This is a genomic window from Modestobacter sp. VKM Ac-2985 (genome assembly GCF_026967925.1).
Taxonomy (GTDB): domain Bacteria; phylum Actinomycetota; class Actinomycetes; order Mycobacteriales; family Geodermatophilaceae; genus Modestobacter.
The window spans coordinates 999034-1016811 of sequence record NZ_JAPVBI010000003.1; the positions used below are offsets into that span (position 1 = coordinate 999034).

Genomic DNA, 17778 nt, shown 5'->3' on the forward strand with positions numbered 1-17778 from the left:
GGCCATTTCTGCCCCGGGGGTCCTCAGGCGGTGGGGACGGCGGGGCCGGTGTCGGGGAGCTCGTCGCGGTGGACGACGCCGTCCTTGACCACCAGGACAACCCGGCCGGTCGCGGTGATGTCGGCGACCGGGTCACCGTCGACCACGATCAGGTCGGCCAGCTTGCCGACCTCCAGGGTGCCGAGCTCGTGCGCCAGCCCGAGGTTCTCCGCGGCCCCGCGGGTGGCGGCGATGATCGTCTGCATCGGGGTCAGCCCGTAGTGCACCATCAGCGCCAGCTCCCGGGCCAGGTCACCGTGCGGGTTGAACGGGGTGCCGGCGTCGGTGCCTGCGGCGATCCTCATCCCGGAGGCGACGGCGGCGGAGAAGCTCTCCCGCTGCTTGGCCGCCTCCTTCTCGGCCTTCTCCACGACCCAGCCGGGGATCCCGGCGGCCGTGCCGTTCCGGGTGATCCCGTCGACGGCGAGGATCGTCGGCACCAGGAACGTGCCCTGGGCGACGGCGATGTCCAGCAGCTCGTCGTCGAGGTAGAAGCCGTGCTCGATGGAGTCGATGCCGGAGATCAGCGCGTTGTGGATGCCGGACCGGCCGATGGCGTGGGTGGTGACCCGCCGGCCGGAGTTGTGCGCCTCCTGGGCCACCACCGCCAGCTCCTCGGGCAGCAGCGCGGTCTGGGTCGGGGAGACGCCGGCGGTCAGGACGCCGCCGGTGGCCATGACCTTGATGACCGCTGCGCCGGCCTTGATCTCCGCGCGGGTGGCCTTGCGGACCTCGTCGGGGCCGTCGGCCTCCCGGCCGATGAAGTGCCCGTGCCCGCCGGTCATGGTGATCACCCGGCCGGCCGCCTGCACCCGCGGCCCCGGCACCAGGCCGCGGTCGATCGCCTTGGCCAGCTCGACCACCACGTCGTCGGCGGCCCCGCAGTCGCGCACCGTGGTCACGCCGGACATCAGCGTCTCCACCGCCCCGGCGGCCGCGCGGAGGGTGGCCAGCGGGACCGTGTCGCCGGCGGTCTGGGCCATCAGGTCCGGTGCGCCGTCGGCGGTCAGGTGCACGTGGCAGTTGATCAGCCCGGGCAGCACGGTGCGGCCACCGCCGTCCACCACGTTCTCCGGGGCGGTGCTCGGCGCGTCGGCGACCGGGCCGATCCAGGCGATCCGGCGGCCCTCGACCACCAGCGCCTGCCCGGGGACGGGAGCGGAGCCGGTGCCGTCGACGACGGTGACGTTGCGGAGCAGGAAGCTGGCGGGGGTCATGCGATGCCTTCCGGTCAGGGGTCGTGCGCCCGAACAGGGCTCAGCTGGTCAGTCGACCGAACAGGCCGAGGTCGACGTTGCCGCCGCTGGCGATGGCCACGACCCGGGTGCCTGCGGGGAGGTCCAGCACCCCGGTCATCAGCGCAGCCAGCGGGGCGGCGGCCGAGGGCTCCATCAGCAGCTTGGTGCGGGAGACCGCCAGCGGCAGGACCCGCAGGATGTCCTCGTCGCTCACCGTGACGACCTGCTCGACGAAGGCCTGCACGTGGTCGACGGTGACCTGCCCGCTCATCGGTGCGGCCAGGCCGTCGGCGATGCTCCGGGCGGCAGGGTGCCGCACCGGTCCGCCGGCAGCCAGGCTGCGGGTCATCACGTCGGCGGTCTCCGGCTCGACCCCGATCACCCGGACCCCCGGCGCCAGCCGGGCCAGCGCTGCGGCGACCCCGGAGATCAGCCCGCCCCCGCCGACCGGGACCAGCACCACCTCGGCATCCGGGACCTCCTCGGCGATCTCCAGCCCGACGGTGCCGGTGCCGGCGACGACCGCAGGGTCGTCGAACGGGTGCACCGGCACGCGGCCGGTCTCGGCGACCGTGGCGGTGTAGACGTCCAGCAGGTCTCCGTCGGTGAGGACGACGTCGGCCCCGTACGCCCGGCAGGCGGCGATCTTCGCCGGCACCGCGGTGGTCGGCATGACCACCGTGCCGGGCACGCCGACGCTGGCGGCCGCGTAGGCGACGGCGGCCCCGGCGTTGCCGGCAGACAGCGTGATCACCCCGCGGGCGCGCTGCTCGGGCGGCAGGGACAGCACCTTGTTCAGCGCGCCGCGGGCCTTGAAGCTGCCGGTCCGCTGGAAGAGCTCGGCCTTGAGGTCCAGCCGCACCCCCCACAGCTCGCCGAGGCTGGTGGAGCGGAGCACCGGGGTGCGGTGCACCCGGTCGGTGAGCCGCGCCGCCGCCGCCCGGATGTCGTCCAGGGTCACCAGTGCCGGGTCGGTCGTCTGCATGCCCGCGATCATCCGGCCGGCCCGTTGACGGTCCGCATCCGCGGGTCCAGGGCGTCGCGCAGGCCGTCACCGAGCAGGTTGAACGCGAGGATGGCCAGGAAGATCGCGATCCCGGGGAACGTCGTCAGGTGCGGGGCGCTGAAGATGAACTGGCGCCCCTCCCCCAGCATCGTGCCCCACTCGGCGGTGGGTGACTGCACGCCCAGGCCGAGGAAGCCCAGGCCGGCGGCGAGCAGGATGCTCACCCCGATGCTGAGCGTCCCGTGCACGAGCACCGGGGTCAGCGAGTTGCGGAACACGTGCCGGGTGATGATCCGCAGGTTGCTGGCGCCCAGCGCCCGCGCGGCCTCCACGTAGGGCTCCTCGCGCAGGCTGAGCACCGAGGAGCGCACCAGCCGGATGATCACCGGGATCACGCTGATCCCGACCGCGATGATCACGTTCTGCAGGCTGACGCCCAGGACGGCGACCAGCGTGAGCGCGAGCAGGATGGAGGTGAAGGCGAACATCATGTCGGCGAACCGGGAGATCGCCAGGTCCGCCCAGCCGCCGTAGTAGCCGGCGATCATGCCCAGCGGCACGCCGATGACCAGGCCGATCGAGACGGCCAGGACGCCGATGAGCAGCGAGATCCGGGCGCCGTACATCAGCCGGGTGGCGATGTCCCGGCCGAGCTGGTCGGTGCCCAGCCAGTGCTCGGCCGAGGGGCCCTGGATGGCGACCGACAGGTTCTGCCCGTTCGGGTCGTACGGCGAGATCAGCGGCGCGAAGATCGCCAGCACGACGAACGTGACGATGATCCCCAGCCCGATCATCGCCGGGGTGTGGTGCCGGAACCGGCTCCATGCCCTCATGACTCTGCCCTCATCGGACCCTCTCCATCATCAGTACCGGATCCGCGGGTCGACGACGACGTAGAGCACGTCGACGATCACGTTGAGCAGGATGAACGCCGCCGCGTAGACCAGCACGATCCCCTGGACGACGGCGAAGTCGCGGGCGCCGATCGAGTCGACCAGCAACCGCCCGATGCCCGGCCAGCCGAACACCGTCTCGGTCAGCACCGCGCCCCCGAGCAGGGCGCCGAACTGCAGGCTGATCACCGTCAGGATCGGGATGAACGCGTTGCGCAGCCCATGCCGGAGGATCACCGTGATCGGCGGTGCGCCCTTGGCCTCGGCGGTGCGCACGTAGTCCTGGCCGAGCACCTCGAGCATGCTGGCCCGGGTCATCCGGGAGATCAGCGCCGTGGAGAAGGCCGCCAGCGTCACCGCCGGCAGCACGATGCTCAGCGGTTCCCCGCTGCCCGCGGCCGGCAGCCAGCCCAGGGTGACGGCGAACAGCAGGATCAGCAGCAGGCCCAGCCAGTAGACCGGCATGGACACGCCCATCATCGCCACGCTGGAGATCACGTGGTCGACCATCGAGTTGCGGCGGACCGCGGCGACCACCCCGGCGGTGACCCCGGCGATGGTGCCGATGATCGTGGCCACGATGGCCAGGATCAACGTCGCCGGCAGCCGGACGCCGATCTCGGTCGCCACCGGCGCCGAGGTGCGCGCCGACGTCCCGAGGTCACCGGTCAGCACACCGGTGATGAAGGACCAGTACTGCAACAGCAGGGAGTCGTCGAGCCCCAGCTCGGCCCGGAGCCGGGCGACCTGGTCCTCGCTGGCGTTCAGCCCGGCCAGCACCCGCGCGGGGTCACCGGGCAGCACGCGCAGCATGAGGAAGATCAGGACCGACACCCCGAAGAGGGTGATCAGCGACAGCAACAAGGTGCGCACGATGTGCGCGGCGGTGCCCGTCATCCCCGTCCTCTCCCGTACCCGGCCCGGCGGCTCGCGTGCACCGCCGGGCGGTGGCCGCCCCTGCCCGCAGGCAGGGGCGGCCGTCCGATGGTGGTCAGTTCGCCGGCCGGGCGTACGTGGCGTCGAACTTCTCGACCGGGGTGGCGCTGACACCGGTGATGTCCGCGTCGTAGACGATCGGGAAGGACTGGGTCCAGAGGAAGATCCACGGGGCGTCGTCCCAGATGATCTGCGAGGCGTCGCAGTACAGCTGCTCACGGGTGTCCGGGTCGATCTCCACGTCCGCCTGGGCGAGCAGCTCCTCGACCTGGGGGTTGGTGTAGAACGACGTCCCCAGACCGGCCGGCGGATGGGTCGCCTGGCGGAACATCTGCATCTGGAAGTCGGCGTCCAGGTAGGCCGGGGCCCAGCCGAGCAGGTGCGCCTCCGGCGTGTTCTCCGTGACCGGTGCGTTCACCCGGGCGAGGAACGACGGGAAGTCACTGGTGGAGACGCTGACGTCCAGCCCGGCCTCGCGCAGGTAGCCGGCGATCGCCTCGGCGGCCTGGGCGTCCTGCACGTACCGGCCGCTGGGGGTGAGCAGCTCGATGCTCGCCCCCACTGCCCCGGCCTCCTCCAGCAGCTGCTGGGCCCGCTCCGGGTCGTAGTCGTAGGAGCCGGTCTCGCAGTAGCCGAACAGGCTGGGGGCCATCGGCGCATCGAGGACCTCGGCCGCGCCGAAGAGGACGTTGTCGATGATCGCCTGCTTGTCGACCGCGTAGTTCAGCGCCTGGCGCACCCGCGGGTCCTGCATCACCGGGTCGGTGTTGTCCAGCGCGATGAAGATCGTGCGGTCGCTCTCGGCGAGCAGCACCTCGACGTCGTCGTTGGCCTGCAGCGCCTCGATGTCCGAGACCGGCGGCAGGATGATCATGTCGACCTGGCCGGCGAGCAGCAGGCTCTCCCGGGTCGCCGCCTCGGGGACGACGCGGAAGACGACCGTCTCGTAGTAAGGCTCCTCGCCCCAGTAGTCGTCGTACTTGGTGACGGTGACGCTCTCCCCGGCGGTGTACTCGTCGAACACGTACGGCCCGGTACCGACCGGCCGGGTGTACTCCTGGTAGCTGTTGCCCTCCGCGTCGACCGAGGTCGGGGAGATCATCCCCGCCACCGTCGCCGACAGCGCGCTCACGAAGCCGGGCGAGGGCTGGCTGAGGGTCACCTCGACGGTGCTCTCGTCGACCGCGGTGGCCGACTCGAAGGCCGCGAAGGCGGCGCCCTGCGGCACGGTCAGCTCCGGGTCGGTGATCCGCTCGAAGTTGTAGACGACCGCCTCGGCGTCGAACGGCGTCCCGTCCTGGAACGTCACGCCCTCCCGCAGCTGGAACGTGATCGACAGACCGTCCTCGGAGACCTCGTAGGACTCCGCGAGCACGCCCTCGATCTCGTTCTCGTCGTTGAACGTCACGAGCGTCTCGACCACGTAGTCGACGATGTTGGAGACGGTCGTGGTGGTCTGCCCGGCCGGGTCGAACGTGTCCGGGTCGATGCCCACGGCGATGGAGAAGGTGGCGTCACCGCCCTCTCCGTCGGCTGCGGGCGCTTCCGGGTCGCTGACGCTGCAGGCGCTGATCAGCAGGCCCAGAGCCGCGACGGCGGCCATGGACCTGATCCGGGAGGGGCTGCGTCGTGCTCGGGTCGTGTTCATCGGCTTCCGCTCTGACGAGGTGGCACACAACGGGACGGACGGCGGGACGGTGTCGTCGGCGACGACGGGGCTGGCGGGGAGGCGGATCCGGTCATGCGATCACCGGCTTGACCTCGGCGAAGTGGCAGGCGCTGGGGTGACCGGAGCCGGCGCGGTCGATCAGCGCCGGCTCCTCCTCGGCGCAGATCTGCTGGGCCTTGGGGCACCGGGTCCGGAAGTTGCAGCCCGACGGCGGGTTCGCCGGGCTGGGCACGTCGCCGGTGAGGATCATCCGTTCCCGGCTGCCGCGCTTGGTCGGGTCCGGGATCGGCACCGCCGACAGCAGTGCCTGGGTGTAGGGGTGCGTGGGGCGGGCGTAGATGTCGGCCCGGTCACCGATCTCCACGACCTTGCCCAGGTACATCACCGCGACCCGGGTGGAGATGTGCCGCACCACCGACAGGTCGTGGGCGATGAAGACGTAGGCCAGGCCGAGCCGGTCCTGCAGCTCCTGGAGCAGGTTGACCACCTGGGCCTGGATGGAGACGTCCAGGGCCGAGACCGGCTCGTCGAGCACCAGCACCTGCGGGTCCAGCGCCAGCGCCCGGGCGATGCCGATCCGCTGCCGCTGCCCACCGGAGAACTCGTGCGGGTAGCGGCTGGCCTGCTCGGCGCTGAGCCCCACGGACTCCAGCAGGTCGTCGACCTTGGCGCGCAGCTCGCTGCCGGAGGCGATGCCGTGGATCTGCAGCGGCTCGGCGACGATGCCGCGCACCGTCATCCGCGGGTTCAGCGAGGTGTAGGGGTCCTGGAAGACGAACTGCATCTCCCGGCGGACCGCCTTCATCTGCGCCCGGCCGAAGCCGGTGATGTCCACGCCCTTGAAGTGCACCGAGCCCGACGTCGGCTCCAGCAGCTTGACCAGGGTGCGGCCGGTGGTGGTCTTCCCGCAGCCGGACTCCCCGACCAGGCCGAGGGTCTCCCCTGCGGTCAGCGTGAAGCTCACGCCGTCAACCGCGTAGACCGTGCCGACCTGTCGCCGGGTGACCCCGCCGCGGATCGGGAAGTGGGTCTTCAGGTCGGTGACCCGGAGGATCTCGGTGCCGTGCGCGGCGCGGGTGTGCAGGTCCGCACGCTCGCCGGTCGGTGTGGCGACGGAGCTCATGCGCCGCCGCTCCCCAGCCGGGCGCCCATCTCGCGGTACACGACGGCCATCTCGGCGGGGACCTCCTCGGTGAAGTGGCAGGCGGCACGTGCGCCGTCGCCGGTGTCGTAGAGCGGCGGCACCTCGGTGCGGCAGCGCTCGCGGCCCTTGGAGACGCGGCAGCGCGGGTGGAAGGAGCACCCGGGCGGCAGGTCCATGAGGTTCGGCGGGGCACCAGGGATCGGGTCCAGCCGGGCGAGGTCGACGTCCAGCCGGGGCAGGCTGCTCATCAGGCCCAGCGTGTACGGGTGCCGAGGTGCGGCGAAGATCGAGAAGACGTCGGCGACCTCGACCACCTTGCCGCCGTACATGACCACGACCCGGTCGGCGTGCTCGGCGATCAGGCCCAGGTCGTGGGTGATGAGGATGGTGGCGGCGTTGGTGCGCTCCTTCGCCGTCTTCAGCACGTCGAGCACCTGGGCCTGGATCGTGACGTCCAGGGCGGTGGTGGGCTCGTCGGCGATGAGCACCTTCGGGTCGTTGGCGATCGCCATGGCGATCATCGCCCGCTGGCGCATGCCGCCGGAGTGCTCGTGCGGGTACTGGTCGACGCGGCCCTCGGGGTTGGGCACGCCGACCATCGTCAGCAGCTCGACCGCCCGGGTGCGGGCGGCGGACTTGCTCATCTTCTTGTCGTGCAGCCGGAGCGCCTCGGAGATCTGGGCACCGACGGTCAGCACCGGGTTCAGGCTGGTCATCGGGTCCTGGAAGATCATCCCGATCTCGCTGCCGCGCAGCCGGCGCAGTTCCTTGTCCGGCATGGTCAGCAGGTCGCGGCCCTCGAAGAGGATCTCGCCCGCGGTGATCCGCCCCGGGGGGCTCTGGATCAGGCCGAGGATCGACATCGCGGTGACGCTCTTGCCGGAGCCGGACTCCCCGACCACGCCGAGGGTCTCGCCGGGGAACAGGTCCCAGCTGACGTCGTTGACGGCTCGCACGACGCCGGCGGGGGTGACGAATTCCGTCGTCAGGCCCCGGATGGAGAGAACAGGACTGCTCACAAACAGCGCCTCCTCGACCGATCAGTGGGTGAAAGTTAGGTCACTCCGACGCGGTTTGGGTGACGGTCGTGTCACGACGGTGAGTCCATGCGCTCCGTGTGACGACCCTCACACTCGGTGTGGTCGAAGGGGAGACTACTGCTCGCCGGGCACCGGATCGGACCAGACGTCCATCCGCACCGTCCCGGTCGCGCAGCCCTGGGCGTCGAGCAGGTGGCCCATCCGCTTCACCGCGCGCAGCACCACCAGCCGGTCGACCACGACGACGTCGGGCACCACGTGCGCCAGCTCCTGCTCGAAGCGGTGCACCTCCTCCAGCGAGGCGAGCCAGGCGACCACCAGCAGGCTGGGCGTGCCCGCGAGCGTCGTGGACAGCCGCACCTGGCGCAGCCGGCCCAACCGGGCCGCGGCGTCGTCCAGCCGCCCGGCCGGGGCGTCGGCCGACAGCACGACCATCACCGGCAGCCCGGCCAGCGGCGCGGCCACCTCGGTCCGCATCAGCACCCCGCCGGAGCTGATCAGCCGGTCGACCCGGCGGCGCGCGGTCGGCTGGCTGATCCCGGTCGCCGCGGCGAGCGCGGCGTAGGACGCCCGGCCGTCCTCCCCCAGCGCCGACATCAGCTCCCGGTCGACGTCGTCCAGCACGGTCGGGCGGGCCAGGTTCGGCGGCCCGCCGCTGCTGCCGTTCGAGGGCAGCACGCCGAGGCGCCAGGTGCTGCCCTCGGCGTAGAGCCGGGTGGCGATCCGCGCCCGGGTGCCGGTGACCCCGGGCACCCGGTCCAGCCGCTCCAGCAGGTAGCGCCCGAGGGTGGGCAGGTCGACGGCGGCCACGGTCAGCATGAGGTCGCGGCCGCCGGCGGTGATGTCCACCGAGAGGGCGTGCGCGTCGCCGGCGAGCTCGTTGGCGACCCGGGTCTTCTCACTCGGCAGACAGGTCACGTCGACGTAGGCGAGCACCTGGGCGTGGTGCGAGCCCGGGCCGGGGGTGCCGGTGACCCAGGCGGCGCCGGTGGCGCGCAGCCGGTCCCACCGCCGGGACGCGGTGACCGCGTTGGTGCCGACCATCGCCGCGACCTCGGTCCACGGGGCCCGCGGGTCGCGCTGCAACGCCTCGACGAGAGCCAGGTCGTCCTCGTCCAGCACAACCGATCGGGTCACTTCGGGCCCCTCTCGTGACGGATGACTGCAAATCCTGTCGGAGAACGTGCCGAACTCCTAACGTCCCGCCCACCCGATCCCCAGGAGGGCACGTGATCCGGTCAGGCGCGCTGCGCGAGGACGCCCGAGCGATGCAGGACGAGCTGGTGCAGCTGCGGCACGCGCTGCACCGGCGGCCCGAGGTGGGGCTGCAGCTGCCCTGGACTCAGGAGACCGTGCTCGCCGCCCTGGACGGGCTGGGCCTCGAGGTCAGCACGGGCACCGACCTGACGTCGGTGACGGCGGTGCTGCGCGGTGGCCGGCCCGGTCCCGCGGTGCTGCTGCGCGGTGACATGGACGCCCTCCCGGTGCAGGAGCAGACCGGGGTGGAGTTCACCAGCGAGGTCGACGGCACGATGCACGCCTGCGGGCACGACCTGCACACCGCGATGCTGGTCGGCGCCGCGCGGCTGCTGAGCGCGCACCGGGAGTCCCTGGCCGGGGACTTCGTCCTGATGTTCCAGCCGGGCGAGGAGGGCTGGGACGGCGCCGGCCACATGCTGCGCGAGGGCGTGCTGGACGCCGCCGGGTCGCGGGTCACCTCGGCCTACGGGATGCACGTGATGTCGGCGATGAGCCCCCGCGGGGAGTTCACCACCCGCCCGGGGACGCTGATGGCGGCCAGCGACGAGCTGCGGGTGACCGTGCGCGGGAGCGGCGGGCACGGCTCGGCCCCGCACCTGGCCCGCGACCCGATCTCGGTGGCTGCGCAGCTGATCGGCGACCTGCAGACGATGGTCACCCGGCAGTTCGACGTCTTCGACCCGGTGGTGCTCACCGTCGGCCTGTTCGCCGGCGGCACGAAGCGCAACATCATCCCCGACGAGGCGACCTTCCAGGCCACCGTGCGGACCTTCTCGGCCGAGGCCCGGGAGCGGATGCGGGTGGCCTCGGTGCGGCTGTGCGAGTCGGTGGCGGCCGGCTACGGCCTGGAGGCCGAGGCGCTGTACCTGGAGGAGTACCCGGTGACGGTCAACGACCCGACGCACACGGCGTTCGCCGCCGGGGTCGCCCAGGAGGTGTTCGGCGACGAGCGGTACGCGCCGAAGGTGTTCCCGCAGTCGGGGTCCGAGGACTTCTCCCGGGTGCTGGCGGAGGTGCCCGGCTGCTACCTGTTCCTCGGCGCGGCCGTGGGCGAGGACCACGCCGCCGCCCCGAACAACCACAGCCCGCGGGCACAGTTCAGCGACGAGGTGCTCGCCGACGGCGCGCTGCTGCACGCCGAGCTGGCCGTGCGGGCGCTGGAGCGCGACGCGGCCGCCTGACCAGCGGAGGGGGGCGACCCTTCCGTCTCAGTTGTCACACCTCCGCCGAGGCTCCCCGATCCGGGGGCCCGGCGGAGGTAGAACGACTCCATGGGCGTCTCCCCGTGCCCGCAGCACACCGCGGAAGCCGAACCGCTGGTGGCCGTGGAGCTCGACTGCGTGCCCGTGGTCGGCGAGGCACTCGCCCGCGCCGGCGTGCCGGTCGTCGCCGTCCTCACCCTGACCGGCGCCGCCGAGCCGGTGCGCGGCGCGCGGGTGACCGTCACGATCTCCACCGCCGCCGGCCCGCTGGGCGCCCCGTCCGAGCTGACCGTCGACGTCGAGCCCGACCGGACCACGGTGCTCACCGACGTCGACCTGCGCCTGGACCCGGCGGTGCTCGCCGCCGTCGCCGAGCCGGGCACCGCGACCGTCGAGGCCCGCGTCGAGCGGGACGGCCGGCTGCTCGGCTGCACCCGCACCGCGGTGCGGGTGCTCGCCGCCGGCCAGTGGCTGGCGGCGCCGACGCCGCTGGCCCTGGAGCTGCTGGCCGCCCACGTGCAGCCGGGCTCCCCCGCGGTCGCCGGCCTGGTCGGCGCGGCCGCCGACCTGCTGCGCCAGCGCACCGGCGACCCCACCGTCGGCGGGCACCCCACCGGCGCCGACCGCATCGACGAGACCGCCGCGGCCATCGTGGAGGCGATGCGCCGCCGGGCGATCCGCCCCCGCCCGCCGGTCGCCGGCTGGGCCGACGTGCCGCAGTGGGTGCGCACCCCCGACCAGGTGCTCGACGACCGGGCCGGCACCAGCCTGGACACCGTGCTGACCCTGGCCGCCGCACTGGAGCACGCCGGGATCCGCCCGCTGCTGTGGGTCGCCGCCGACGGCGCGACCTGCCTCGGGCACGCCTTCCTCGGCTACTGGCGCACCGAGCGCTGCGCCGAGAGCGCGGCCACCACCGAGGTCTCCGGGCTCGCCGAGCTGGTCGAGCTGGGCCAGATCGCACTGGTGGAGACCACGATGCTGGGGATCGCCGCGGAGCCGGCGACCTTCGGCGACCTGCACCGCACCGCGGCCGCCGCCTGGCTGGCCGGGGACCTGCACCGGGTGCTCGGGGTCACCGACGTGCACCGCGCCCGGCTGGACGGCGTCGCCCCGCTCCCGCTGCCCCAGCTGCCCGAACGCCGCCCGGCCGCGAGCCCCCCGCGCCCGGGCGGGCGACCGACGGGTCCGACGGCCGCGCTGCTCGACCTGGACCGGGCCGACGGCGGCACCGTGCCGCTCACCGTGCCCCCCGGCCGGCTCCCCGTCCTCGCCGAGCGGCTCGCCGCCGACGCCGCGCTGACGTTGGTGCCCACCGACCAGCTGGGCGCCGCGGCACGGCGCCGGGGCATCCGCTCGGCCCGGGACCTGCCGCCGCACCAGCTCGGTGAGCTGCTGGTCGAGCACGGGGGGCTGTACACCGGGCTCGGCTCGGCCGACTACGCCCACCGGCTGGCGGCGCTCGCCGACCAGGCGGCCGCGCTGCTCGAGGAGGCCGGCGCCGGGGACCTGCACCTGGCCCTGGGCTCGGTGACGTGGGAGCTCGACGGGCGGTCGGTGCGCTCGCCGCTGGCGCTGGTCCCGGTCGCCCTCACCCGGGTGGCGAGCACCGGCGCCTACCGGCTCACCGCTGACCCGGCCGGGGCGATCGGGCCGAACGAGCAGCTGCTGGCCGAGCTGCGCCGCCGCACCGGGGTGACCGTGCCGGCGCTCGAGGCCGACGGGGACCTCGACCTCACCGTCGCGCTCCCGGCGCTGCGGCAGGGGCTGGCCCAGCGCGGGCTGCCGCACCGGGTCGAGCCGACCGCCGACCTCGCCCTGCTGCCCGCGGCGGCCGCCCGGATCCGGCAGGACGCCGACCACCTCGGCGCGGCGGCGCTGCGCAACCCGCTGGTGCCGGTGCTGCTGCGCCCCGGCCAGCCGTTCGTCGACCCCGCGCCGGCGCCCGGCACCGCCCTGGCCACCGACCTCACCGAGCTCGCCGCGACCCTGCCGCTGCCCGCCGACACCGACCAGCTGCGGGCGATCACCGACGCCACCGCCGGGCGGACCTTCGTGCTCGAGGGCGCACCGGGCACCGGGAAGTCGCAGACCGTCGCCAACCTGGTCGCCGCAGCGGCGGCCGGTGGTCAGCGGGTGCTGGTCCTCGCCGCGCAGCAGTCCGCGCTGGACGCGGTGTCCCGGCGGCTGGCGGGCGTGGGGCTCGGCGGGCTGGTCACGACCCTGCGCCGTCCCGCCGACGCCCCGTCCGAGGCCGGGAGCGCGCCCGACGTCCCCGCCCTCCCCGACGAGCTGCGGGCGGCGCGGCGCCAGCTGGCCGGCTACGCCGAACGGCTGCACGCGCCCAACTCCGCCGGGCTGTCGCTGTACGCCGCGCGCGTCGGGGTGCTCTCCGCGGTGCCCGGCACCCCGGCGCTGCCGCTGGCGACCACGTACGTCGCCACCGCGTCGGCCCGCACCACCGCGAAGGTGCACGAGCTGCTGACGACGCTGCCCGAGGTCGCCGCCCGCACCCGGCCGCGGCCGCGGCACCCGTGGGGCTTCCTCGACTCGGCCGACGCCGACCCGGTCGCCGTGCACGCGGCGGTGCTCGCCGTCGACACGGCGCTGCGCGCGCTGCCGCCCGCCGGGCCGCTGGCGCGGGTGATCGCCGCGGCCCGGACCCCGGAGGACCTGGACGCGGTCGCCACCGTGCTCTCCGGCCCGGACGTGCCGCTCGCCGCGGTCGACGCCGTCCGCACCCAGCAGTGGGCGCAGGACGTCGACGCACTGCTCGCCGAGGTCGCCGCCTTCGTCACCGCGGAGCACCCCGGGCTCGACGTCGCCCTGCCCGAGGCGCTGGACCTGCCGCTTGCCGGGATCGCCGAGGACGCCGAGCAGGCGGCCGTCTCGGGGCGGTTCGGCCGGGCCAAGCGGCTGGCCGCGGTGCTCACCGAGCTGGCTCCGTCACTGCGCCCGGATGCCCACGTCGAGCCGACCGACGTCCCGCTGCTGACCGCGGAGCTGCTCCAGGTGCAGCGCGCGGCCCGCGAGCTGACCCTGCGGTGCGGATCCGTCGCCGGACTGGCGGTGCCGTGGAACTGGAACCCGCTGACCGACCCGCTGCTGCTCGAGCGGCAGGTGGCCGCGTTGAACCGGCTCGGCTCCGCGCTGGACGGCGACCCGGCCTTCACCCCCCCGCTGCGCCGGTTCCTGGACACCGCGCCGGCGCCGGACCCGACCCGGGCGGTGGCCGTCCGGAAGCTGCGGGCAGCGCTGACCGCACTGCCCGTGGCCTGCCTGAGCTCGCTGGACCAGCTCCTCGCCTGGGCTGGGGACACCGGGATCGTGCGGCTGTGGGAGGCGACGCAGGACGAGCGGGCGGTGGAGGAGTTCGGCGTCCCCTCGCTCGGGCACTGGCTGGACCTGCTGCGGCACCTGCACCTGCTGGAGGCCGCCGGGCTGGCCGAGGCGCGCGCCGCGCTGCTGTCCGGGGCGGTGCCGGCCGGCGGCGCCGTCGCCGCCTTCGACCGCGGGGTGGCCGAGGCGTCGTTCGCCGAGCGGTCGGCGGCCGGTGGGCTCGGTGCGTCGGACGCGCAGGCGGCGGAGCAGGCGGTCCGACGGGCGCTCACGGTCATGGCGGAGACTCGGGTCCAGGCGGCCGCGGCCCTGGCTGCCGGCGACCGGACCCCCGCCGTGCTGGCCACCCCGGACGCCGTGGCCCGCTTCCTCCCCGCCACCGCCGGCTCCTTCGACCTGGTGGTGATCGAGGACGCCTCGTCGCTGCGGGTCGCCGACGCCCTGGGCGCACTGGGCCGGGCGAGCGCGGCGGTCGTGGTCGGCGACCGCGAGCAGCTGCCCCCGCGCGCCGCGGTCGACGAGCCCGCCGACGAGGGGCTGCTGGCCGCCTGCCTGCGGGCCGGGGTCCCCCGGCGGGAGCTGACCTGGCACCACCGCAGCGCCGACGAGTCGCTGATCGCCTTCCCCAACGCCGTCGCCTATGGCTCCCGGCTGACCACGGTGCCCGGCCCACCGGCCGGGCCGGCGATCTCCCTGGTGCGGGTGGACGGCGTGTTCCTGCGTGCCGGCGAGCAGCGGGAGACCAACCCGGCCGAGGCGGAGGCGGTGGTCGCGGAGCTGCGGCAACGGTTCGCGGCGTCACCGGAGGCGGTGCCGTCGGTCGCCGTGCTGACCCTGCACGGGCCGCAGCGCCGGCTGATCGAGGGCCTGCTGCGGGTGGGCCGGGACCGGGTGGCCGAGGCGCTGGACGCCGGCGAACTGCGGGTCCGGGAGGTGGAGGCGGCGCAGGGCGAGGAGGCCGACGTCGTCCTGTTGTCGCTGGGGTGTGCGGCCGACGAGCGCGGCTGCCTGCCGTTGGACCTCGGGCCGCTGAACCGGGCCGGCGGTGAGCGGCGGCTGACCGTGGCGGTGACCCGCGCGCGCCGGCAGGTGGTGGTGTTCGCGTCGTTCGCCCCGTCGCTGCTGCGGCCCACGACGACGACCCAGCCGGGCGTGCGCCGGCTGCGGGCCTGGCTGGAGCAGGCGCTGCACGGCGTGGACGCGGTCCCGCGGAGCGCTGTGGCCACGCACGACCCGCACCGCGAGGAGGTCGCGGCGGCGCTGCGGGGCCGTGGGCTGGTGGTGCGCACCGACGTGGGGCTCTCCCGGTTCCGGGTCGACCTGACCGTGGCCCGGCCGGAGGCACCGGAGCGACCGGTGCTGGCGGTGCTGCTGGACGGCCCGACGTGGGCGCAGCGGGCGACGGTGGACCGCGAGCTGGCGTACCAGGAGCTGCGGGGCTGGCCGGCGGTGGAGCGGGTGTGGCTGCCGGAATGGCTGGCCGAGTGGGAGACGGTGCTCGACCGGCTGGTCGCAGCGGTGGCGTCGGCTGTCCCGGTGGAGCCGCTGCTCCCGCCGCTGCCGGCCCCGGTCGCCGCGGTCGAGGAGCCGGCGGAGGAGATCGACCCGTTCGACCCGGAGGCCCCCGAGGACCTGGACGAGGTGTCGACGGCGGAGCCGGTCCGCTGCGCGGCGCACCCGGTGGTGACGCCGGCGCTGCTCGCGGGTGAGGTGCCGTTCCGGGCGTGGACGCCGAAGCCGGTGGGCGAGCCGCGGATGCTGCGGCAGCTGGAGAACCCGGAGGCGGCCCGGCTGGTGCGGCGGGTGCTGGCGGCGGGGATCCGGGCGGAGGGACCGGTCCACCGGGAACGGCTGGCCCGGCTGACGGCGTCGGCGTTCGGGGTGCCGCGGGTGAACGCGGCCCGGATGGAGTCGATCCTGGCGCTGCTGCCCGACCCCGGTGCGGAGTTCCTGTGGCCGGCGACGTCGGACCGGACGCCGCCGGACCCGGCCGGGTGGACGACGTTCCGACGGCAGGCGACGGGCACCGACCGGGCACTGGAGCACGTGCCCCCGGAGGAGATGGGCAACGCCATGGTGGCGCTGTGCCGGTCGGTGGCCGGGATGACCCGCGACGACCTGTTCCAGCAGACGCTGGCGGTGTTCGGGCACCGTCGCCGGCACCCGGTGCTGATGCCGCTGCTGGAGGCGGCGCTCGCGCAGGCGGTGCGGGCCGGCCGGATCACCCGGCAGGGCGCCGGTCAGTGGCTGACCGCAGTGGCCGACGGCGATGCGGACCTGCAGCCGGTCACCACCCCACCCGTCCCGCACAGCCCCGCGACGCCGTCAGGGCGCGCGACGCCGTCGGGGCGCGCAGCGCCGGAAGGACGCCCAGCGCCGGAAGGACGCCCCGCGCCGGAAGGACGAGCGGTGCCGGAAGGGCTCGCAGCGTCGGAAGGGCTCGATCAGCCCGTCGCCGTGATCTGATCCGCCGGCCGGGCAACTCCGGTAGACGGGCAACTCCGGTAGCCGGGCGACGCGACGGCCTCACGCGCGCGCCGAAAGCCGGCCACGGTGGACCCGTGGCCGGCTACCGGAATCGGGCCGATCAGTGCGGCAGTGCTCCGATGAGGATCTCGGTGTCGTCGGGGCGGTAGGTGCGCCATCGCCCGCCGGGATCTCTTTCGACCCGGAACCCGTGGTGGACCTTGGTGTGGTGCCGTTCGCACAACAGGGCGGAGTTCTGCAGTGAGGTCTCGCCGCCGTGCAGCCAGTGGATCAGGTGGTGCACGTCGCACCACCACGATGGGGCGCCGCAGCCGGCGAACACACACGACTTGTCGCGGCGCTCGACTGCCTTGCGCAGCCCCGGGGTGACCACCCGGTGATCCCGGCCCAGGTCCAGCGGAGTGCCGTCGGGGCCCATCACGATCCGGGAGATGCTGCCGTCACACGCCAGGTAACGGGCCCGCGCCGCGGAGATCGTCGCCCCGAACCCCATCTCCCCGGCACCAGGACCGGTCGCCGGGTCGACCAGGTCCTCCAGGTCGACGCCCACCACCACGTGCGGCTTCACCGTCCGCAGCACCGGCAGGTTCCCCGACGCCAACTGGTTCTCACACAGCTGCACCAACCCATCGGCGTTCTGCTGGGCGCGGGTCCGCTCATCACCCTTCGGGCGGTCGGCCTGCACGATCGACTCGATCGCCGCCTGCACCTTCTCCCCACCCACGACATCGAGGTCGGCCCGGAGGCTGATCGACCCGTCGGCGTGCTTGACGATCGTCAACCGCCGACCCTCGGTCGGATCCGGCTCCGGTCCATCGGGATCGAGGGCGTTCTCGAAGGCCTGCACCGCGGCGGCCAGCGACTCGTGCGGGGACTCCGTGGCCACCCGCGCCCACACCTGGTCGAAGGCGGTCAGGTCGATGCCCTGCTCCTCGGCCCGGGCCACCTCACCGGCCCCGATCTTCTCCGCCACCACGTTCACCTGCGCCGCCGTGATCTCACCTTGCGCGAACCCGGCCGCCAGCGCCGGGAAGTGCTCCAGCACCCGCCCTGACCGCACGACCCGCGACGCCTCCGTCTGCGACAACCGCGCATGCCCGATCAACCACGACCGCATCGACTTCAACCCGTCGTGCTCGCACGTCTGGGTCAGCTCTGCGTGCCGCACAGTCCGGGTCAACTCCGCAGACGCACGGTTGACCACCTGCACCAGCAACGCCGTCCGGTCCAGCACGGCGCCGTCCGTCAACCCGTGCAGGTCCTCGGCCACCAGGGCATCGAGAGCCGACTGCAACTCGCTCACGACACCTCCCGACCGGTTCGAACGTATGTACGAGCATTACCGCCGCGAGCACACCCGCACAACGTGAATCCGCAGGTCAACGACCTGTCCACAGATCCGCCCGACCTCTTGACACGGGGCAGCTCGGCACGCCAGCTGACGGCTCGAGACCGACGTCGGTCAACGAGATCGGCAACCCGACGAACTCTCGACCGTGGCCGGACGCCGGTGCCCGGCGTCGCG

The 17778-nt window shown here is 74.0% G+C and carries 11 protein-coding genes; 2 read left to right on the top strand and 9 right to left on the bottom strand.

Going from position 1 to position 17778, the window contains the following annotated elements; genetic code table 11:
* Window positions 1–23 precede the first annotated feature (23 nt).
* The 8 genes from O2V61_RS20720 to O2V61_RS20755 all read right to left on the bottom strand — a co-directional run bounded on the left by O2V61_RS20720 (window position 24) and on the right by O2V61_RS20755 (window position 9102).
* Window positions 24–1256, bottom strand: a complete 1233-nt coding sequence (locus O2V61_RS20720; RefSeq protein WP_269185157.1) for a metal-dependent hydrolase family protein — start codon at window positions 1254–1256, stop codon at window positions 24–26.
* 40 nt (window positions 1257–1296) lie between these two features.
* Window positions 1297–2262 carry a threonine/serine dehydratase gene (locus O2V61_RS20725; RefSeq protein WP_269185158.1) on the bottom strand — a complete coding sequence of 322 codons (966 nt, stop codon included), beginning with the start codon at window positions 2260–2262 and terminating at the stop codon, window positions 1297–1299.
* A gap of 8 nt (window positions 2263–2270) precedes the next feature.
* Entirely contained in the window at window positions 2271–3116 is an 846-nt protein-coding gene (locus tag O2V61_RS20730; RefSeq protein WP_269185159.1) for an ABC transporter permease, read from the bottom strand.
* Window positions 3117–3146: 30 nt separating this feature from the next.
* Window positions 3147–4073 carry an ABC transporter permease gene (locus tag O2V61_RS20735; protein WP_269185160.1) on the bottom strand — a complete coding sequence of 309 codons (927 nt, stop codon included), beginning with the start codon at window positions 4071–4073 and terminating at the stop codon, window positions 3147–3149.
* 94 nt (window positions 4074–4167) lie between these two features.
* Complete coding sequence (locus O2V61_RS20740; RefSeq protein WP_269185161.1) at window positions 4168–5715, bottom strand: ABC transporter substrate-binding protein; 1548 nt, start codon at window positions 5713–5715, stop codon at window positions 4168–4170.
* 136 nt (window positions 5716–5851) lie between these two features.
* A complete protein-coding gene (locus tag O2V61_RS20745) occupies window positions 5852–6904 on the bottom strand; it encodes an ABC transporter ATP-binding protein (protein ID WP_269185162.1) in 1053 nt (350 codons plus the stop codon).
* On the bottom strand, window positions 6901–7944 hold the full coding sequence (locus O2V61_RS20750) for an ABC transporter ATP-binding protein (protein WP_269185163.1): 1044 nt from the start codon (window positions 7942–7944) through the stop codon (window positions 6901–6903). The genes O2V61_RS20745 and O2V61_RS20750 overlap by 4 nt, the downstream gene beginning before the upstream one ends.
* 135 nt (window positions 7945–8079) lie before the next feature.
* Window positions 8080–9102 carry an Lrp/AsnC family transcriptional regulator gene (locus tag O2V61_RS20755; RefSeq protein WP_269185164.1) on the bottom strand — a complete coding sequence of 341 codons (1023 nt, stop codon included), beginning with the start codon at window positions 9100–9102 and terminating at the stop codon, window positions 8080–8082.
* Between the two features lie 92 nt (window positions 9103–9194).
* Here O2V61_RS20755 and O2V61_RS20760 point away from each other — a divergent pair, with 92 nt between their 5' ends.
* On the top strand, window positions 9195–10406 hold the full coding sequence (locus tag O2V61_RS20760; protein WP_269185165.1) for a M20 metallopeptidase family protein: 1212 nt from the start codon (window positions 9195–9197) through the stop codon (window positions 10404–10406).
* 90 nt (window positions 10407–10496) lie between these two features.
* Window positions 10497–16232, top strand: a complete 5736-nt coding sequence (locus O2V61_RS20765; protein WP_269185166.1) for a DUF4011 domain-containing protein — start codon at window positions 10497–10499, stop codon at window positions 16230–16232.
* A 121-nt stretch (window positions 16233–16353) separates the two neighbouring features.
* On the opposite strand, the gene O2V61_RS20770 is transcribed toward O2V61_RS20765, so the two are convergent.
* Window positions 16354–17556 (bottom strand): HNH endonuclease signature motif containing protein, encoded by a 1203-nt coding sequence (locus O2V61_RS20770; RefSeq protein ID WP_269185167.1) that lies wholly within the window; start codon window positions 17554–17556, stop codon window positions 16354–16356.
* Window positions 17557–17778 lie beyond the last annotated feature (222 nt).

What these genes read in the sequence shown, in the direction of transcription:
- O2V61_RS20720 (WP_269185157.1), bottom strand. Translation starts at nt 1,256, where the DNA reads ATGACCCCCGCCAGCTTCCTGCTCCGCAACGTCACCGTCGTCGACGGC.
- O2V61_RS20725 (WP_269185158.1), bottom strand. Translation starts at nt 2,262, where the DNA reads ATGCAGACGACCGACCCGGCACTGGTGACCCTGGACGACATCCGGGCG.
- O2V61_RS20730 (WP_269185159.1), bottom strand. Translation starts at nt 3,116, where the DNA reads ATGAGGGCATGGAGCCGGTTCCGGCACCACACCCCGGCGATGATCGGG.
- O2V61_RS20735 (WP_269185160.1), bottom strand. Translation starts at nt 4,073, where the DNA reads ATGACGGGCACCGCCGCGCACATCGTGCGCACCTTGTTGCTGTCGCTG.
- O2V61_RS20740 (WP_269185161.1), bottom strand. Translation starts at nt 5,715, where the DNA reads ATGGCCGCCGTCGCGGCTCTGGGCCTGCTGATCAGCGCCTGCAGCGTC.
- O2V61_RS20745 (WP_269185162.1), bottom strand. Translation starts at nt 6,904, where the DNA reads ATGAGCTCCGTCGCCACACCGACCGGCGAGCGTGCGGACCTGCACACC.
- O2V61_RS20765 (WP_269185166.1), top strand. Translation starts at nt 10,497, where the DNA reads ATGGGCGTCTCCCCGTGCCCGCAGCACACCGCGGAAGCCGAACCGCTG.